Annotated in this window: 4 protein-coding genes; 3 read left to right on the top strand and 1 reads right to left on the bottom strand. The window is 35.9% G+C overall.

Features of this window, described 5'->3' with window-relative positions; all coding sequences use genetic code 11:
- Window positions 1-118: 118 nt before the first annotated feature.
- Entirely contained in the window at window positions 119-970 is an 852-nt protein-coding gene (locus CSV76_RS16805; RefSeq protein ID WP_099626297.1) for a DegV family protein, read from the bottom strand.
- A gap of 200 nt (window positions 971-1,170) precedes the next feature.
- On the opposite strand from CSV76_RS16805, the gene CSV76_RS16800 reads away from it, so the two are divergent.
- From CSV76_RS16800 to CSV76_RS16790, 3 genes are all read left to right on the top strand, one after another.
- Complete coding sequence (locus CSV76_RS16800) at window positions 1,171-3,096, top strand: DUF2075 domain-containing protein (RefSeq protein WP_099626299.1); 1,926 nt, start codon at window positions 1,171-1,173, stop codon at window positions 3,094-3,096.
- 194 nt (window positions 3,097-3,290) lie between these two features.
- Window positions 3,291-3,470: a hypothetical protein gene (locus tag CSV76_RS17490; protein ID WP_099626296.1), complete on the top strand. Its 180-nt coding sequence runs from the start codon at window positions 3,291-3,293 to the stop codon at window positions 3,468-3,470.
- A 241-nt stretch (window positions 3,471-3,711) separates the two neighbouring features.
- Window positions 3,712-5,133 carry an SNIPE associated domain-containing protein gene (locus CSV76_RS16790; RefSeq protein WP_199173087.1) on the top strand — a complete coding sequence of 474 codons (1,422 nt, stop codon included), beginning with the start codon at window positions 3,712-3,714 and terminating at the stop codon, window positions 5,131-5,133.
- Window positions 5,134-5,536 lie beyond the last annotated feature (403 nt).

Genomic DNA, 5,536 nt, shown 5'->3' with positions numbered 1-5,536 from the left:
CCTTTTTTTCTTCCTAAAATTAAAAAATCCTATATAAAAAAGAACGGACCCCATAAACTTCAATGGGTCCGTTCTTTTTCGATTTCAAGGAGGGTTTTGTCCCAGCCTCTTTTTGATATTAAACCTCTATCCCCGCAATCCCAAATCCTCCTGGACCAGAATGTGACGAAATCATCGCACCCGCTTCAATCCAAAGACTATTCTCGAATCCTTTTTTTCGTGCAATGTCATCGATCCGTTCTTTAATAGTCTCACTAAGCCCGATAGAGTATATAAAATAGATTTGTTGTCTATCAATGTCATATTGCTGTAAATAGTCTAGTAGCAAACTTTCAGCCACTTTGCTCATGTTCCCACGATATTTTTTAGTCGAAACAAGCTTCCCTTCCACTAATTCAATACACGGTTTGATTTTTAACAAAGCCCCGCCTAGATACGCCATATTACTGACTCGTCCGCCAGCCCGTAAAAAGTCTAAGCTACCCGGAAGGAAGGCAAGTCTCGCTTTGGGAACCTTTGCTTCGATCTTTTCTAGCAAGTGGACAGGATCCATTTCAGGTTCTTCCTCCAGCAGAGCAACCGCATACATAATCACCGCAGTTAATCCGCCTGTAACGTTTAATGCATCCAGTAAATAAATATCTTCTACATCTTCCGCTGCGGTTAACGCATTTTGATAGGAAACAGATGCCTTCGATGTATAGCCTATATGAACGATTGTATGATCAGGAAATTCCGTTCGAATCTTTTTGAAAAACTCTTGGTACTCATGGGTATTCGTGGCGGCGGTGGATGGAATCTTTTTAGTGCGGTCGTAAAAATCAAAGATGTCTTGTACGGGTAGATGACCGTCTAAATAGTCCTGGCCGTCCATGATGACATGCATGGCTACTACATGGATGTTGTGTTTCTTTGCAAGGAATTCAGGTAGATCGGCTCCGCTTTCGGTTGTTAGGATGATTTTTTTCACTATTTGTCGCCTCCAGTTTGTATTTTATTAGGTGTGTGATTATTGAGTTTAGTTTAACTATACATGATAGATGGGGGATGTATGTTGGATTTATGAAATGTAATTCTGAATATACCGATTATTTTGTCAAGTATTGTCGTTATACTATTATAATGGTAGGATGTGGATAGAACGTAAATATAAAGTATGTGGGTGATGTATTGATTATATATGAATCGACGAAAGAACAATTTGTTGGTGATGTCGTAAATGAACTGTTGATTGATCGGTTATATAGCTCCTATCAAAAGAAAATAGGAAGAACGAGTAAAGCGGAGATTCGTTCGTGGGAAAATTCTTTGCAGAAAATGTCCAATGTGATGCAGGATGACGATATACCGCGAGATGCAGCAGTCGCTATTGAATTCAATATTCCTAATACGTCCAAGCGGGTGGACTTTCTTATTGCGGGTAATGACGGGACGCAAGATCATGTAGTCATTGTAGAATTAAAGCAGTGGGAAGAAGTAGAAAAAGTACCATCCCGTGATGCGTTGGTTCGCACATATGTCGGTGGAGGCGTTAGAGAAGTCGTCCATCCCTCCTATCAGGCATGGTCGTATGCGGCCCTCATTGAAGATTTCAATGAAAACGTTCAGCAACAAGAAATTCGTTTGGAACCGTGTGCTTACTTACATAACTATCGTAAAACAGATAATGATCCGTTAACAGATGATCACTATACGGATCATCTAGAAAAGGCACCTGTTTTTGTTAAAGGTGAAATTTCCAAGTTGCGGACATTCATTAAAAAGTACATACGCGAAGGTGACCGCAATCATTTAATTTATCAGATTGAAAATGGTAGAATCCGACCGTCAAAATCTCTTCAGGATGCATTGAACAATATGTTAAAAGGAAATGAAGAGTTCATCATGATCGATGAGCAGAAAGTGTTTTATGAAGAGGCATTCCACTTAGCGCTCAATAGTATCCGGACAGGAACTAAACAAGTGATGATAGTGGAAGGGGGACCCGGTACAGGTAAATCTGTGCTCGCTATTAATTTAATGGTGAAGTTGATAGCTGAAGAACTGGTGGCGATGTATGTAACGAAGAATGCTGCACCGCGGCATATTTATTCTACAAAGCTGAAAAAGGATTTTAAAAAGTCTCATATTGATAATCTCTTCAAAGGATCTGGAAGCTTTACAGAAGTAGAGCCAAATGAATTTGATATTTTAATCGTCGATGAAGCTCATCGATTGAATGAGAAGTCAGGACTATTTCGCAATCTAGGAGAGAATCAAGTAAAAGAACTGATTAAAGGCTCTCAATTTACAATCTTCTTTATTGATGAACATCAGAAAGTTACCATACACGACATTGGCAGTATAGAAACGATCGAGAAATATGCAAAAGAACTAGGCGCTGAGATCATCTCACGTGAGCTAGTATCACAATTCCGTTGTGGCGGATCAGACGGTTATATTGCATGGTTGGATGATGTATTGCAAATCAGACATACAGCAAACATCAATGATATGGGGATGGACTACGATTTCAGGATTTTTGATTCTCCGAATGAGATGCTTGATGAAATTGAAAAGCTTAATGAAAGAAACAACAAATCACGTCTGATGGCGGGGTACTGCTGGGAGTGGCCAAAATCCAATCGACGTGACGTAGATCATTATGACATTACGATTCCCGAGCATGATTTCGGTATTAGCTGGAACATAGAAAACACATGGGCTATAGAGAATTCGTCTGTTCGTGAAGCAGGGTGTATCCATACAGCCCAAGGACTGGAGTTTGACTATGTCGGTGTGATTATAGGGGACGATCTCCGCATGGAGGACGGGAAACTGGTCACGGATTTTACTAAGCGTGCAAAGTCGGATCAATCACTGAAAGGGATTAAGAAGCTAGCTAAAGAAGATCCTGAAAAAGCTTATAAGGTGGCGGATTCGATTATCCGTAATACGTACCGAACGCTGATGACACGAGGGCAAAAGGGATGTTTTATTTATTGTACTGATCCAGAGCTGCAGTCTTATTTGAAGGAACGATTGAAAAGAGTGACAGCGAATCGTAGGGATCAGGAGCAGTTGTTGTATTTGGTGGATGAGCGGGAAGGTTATTGATTTTCAACTCGTAATTACAGTAATGATTTTTGAAACTATTTATGAGATTTGTCGTCTGTAGGCTGTTTAAAGGATAGTGTAAAACTACTTTAGATATTTAAATTTCAGAAAGGATAATTAAAAAGCATAAATTGTATAGTAAAAACATTTATTTAACGTCAACTAGAAGTAGAGAAGAATGAACAAATTGTTTTTTGTTATTATTTTTATCTTTTTTATCTTTTTTATCATTACTCATAGACTTAATAAAACAGCTAGAGTTTGAAGGCTTCGACAACAGTGATGCTGCCTATGCAGTTGAGAATATCGAAATTGATTGGAAAGAGCAAGCTGTAAAAATGGCTGAGAACTACTTGGAATATACTGCGTTTTAAAGGAGTGGCTTGATAGAACAGTTGAAATTTGAAGGAGTTAGTGATTAGTTTGCGACGTATGCTGTCAATCAAGTGGGTTTGTGATAAATAAGAGGTTAAAAAAGTCTGTGTAAGAAATGAAAGTGATAGTTTAAATAATCGCGAAAAATTCAGGCGCAGCTACTTTAATTATCGATGAAATTTATTACAATCAAATATTTCTATCTCATCACAATTAACAACATAAAAATGGAGGTTTATTATGAACAAGGACTCAATACCATGGTTATTCAGCGCATGGTTCATTTCGTTGCTAACAGTATTATTAGCTATAATTAATCCAATGCTAATAATTTTACCTGGACTAATAATTATACCGATCTTAATAATCTTACATTCTAAGAGACTGAATAAAATTAAGGGAAAAGCAGAATTACTATCAGAACTGAAAAACAATGGCTATGATGAATCGATTGAAATAGCAGACCTTATTGTAAAGCAGAAAGAAGAACTGGAAGTTAAACAACAAGAGTATTTAAAGTTAACCGAATCTCTAAACGCATATAAAACTGAATATGCTAATTTGAAAACTAAGTATGTTGAACTTGAAGATGAAGTGCTTTTGCAGTCTTTTGGATTTTTCGAACCTAAATATGACTTAGAAGATTCTGCTGCATATAAAATACGTTTGAGCGAAATAAGAAATAAGCATAAAGAAATGGTGATTAAGAAAGACGCTGCCTCGTTTAATTCTAATTGGACAGTAAACGGTAGTAAGGCTGAAGGAAGGAAAATGAATAATAACTTACTTAAACTTGCAATTCGTTCATTTAATAATGAATGTGATGTAGCTATATCTAAAGTTAAAGTATCAAATATTAAGTCTATGGAAGATCGGATTAATCGGACATTTGAAATAATTAATAAACTAAACGCTAGCAATCAGATTCAATTGAAAGTAAATTATTTAAATTTGAAACATGAAGAGTTATATCTGGCACTTGAATACAATCAAAAATTAGAAAAAGAAAAAGAAGAGCAACGAGAAATCCGTGAGCAGATAAAAGAAGAAGAAAAAGCTAGACGTGAAATTGCGAAATTAAAAGAAGCAATTGAAAAAGAAGAAAAACATTTCATTCAAGCTTTAGAAAAGTTAGAGAGTCAAAAAGAAAACGCAACGCAAGAACAACTATCAGAAATAGAATTAAAAATCGCTGAATTAAATCAAAAATTAGAAGAAGTTAATAAGCAAAAAGAGGATGTTTTAAACCGAGAAAGAAATACTAGAGCTGGTTATGTATATGTAATATCAAATATAGGATCATTCGGAGAAGATGTTTATAAAATAGGAATGACAAGAAGATTGGAACCGTTGGATCGAGTTAAAGAATTAGGAAGTGCTTCTGTTCCATTCTTATTCGATGTTCATGCAATGATTTTTAGTGAAGATGCACCAACATTAGAAAACACTTTACATCGCACATTTAATGATAAACGGTTAAACCTTATTAATGAAAGAAAAGAATTTTTCAAGGTGTCTCTAGAAGAAATACAAGACGTTGTAGAAAGAAATCATGATAAAACAATTGAATTTAAAACAACTGCTTTAGCTGAAGACTATAGACAAACTATTGCACACAGAAAACAGCTAGAAGAAACTAAAAAAGAGTTAGTTATTGCTTGATATATTCTTGGCTTTTATAAATCCAAAGGCGGAAGAAAGATTTGTAGTGAGGCTGCTGTGTGAAAAACACAAACATAGTACCAGGTCTACACGCAAATTGGAAACAATTTTGAATTGAACTAGAGTTGTGTGAGGACCTGGTTTATTTAATTAATATATTTTTTATTTATCAAGAAGAAAGAAAAGACTTGTCAGAAAATATAGATGTAGTAGCTATAGGAGCTTTTCTAGCTGTTATAGGAGTTCCACTGGGTTATATGATGAACCAAATTCATCATTCTCTAACAGTAAGCGTCAAAAAATGAACACGTTGTTTCATATAAAAGAAAATGCCCCAAAGAATCGATTAAAGATTCTTCGGGGCATTTTCTATTTCTTTGACTGGATATAACAATTCTTTGGT

It is taken from the genome of Sporosarcina sp. P17b (genome assembly GCF_002743115.1).
In the GTDB taxonomy this organism is placed as follows: Bacteria; Bacillota; Bacilli; order Bacillales_A; family Planococcaceae; genus Sporosarcina; species Sporosarcina ureae_C.
Note: the sequence above shows the minus strand (reverse complement) of the source record. Positions and strands in the feature narration are given on the sequence as shown.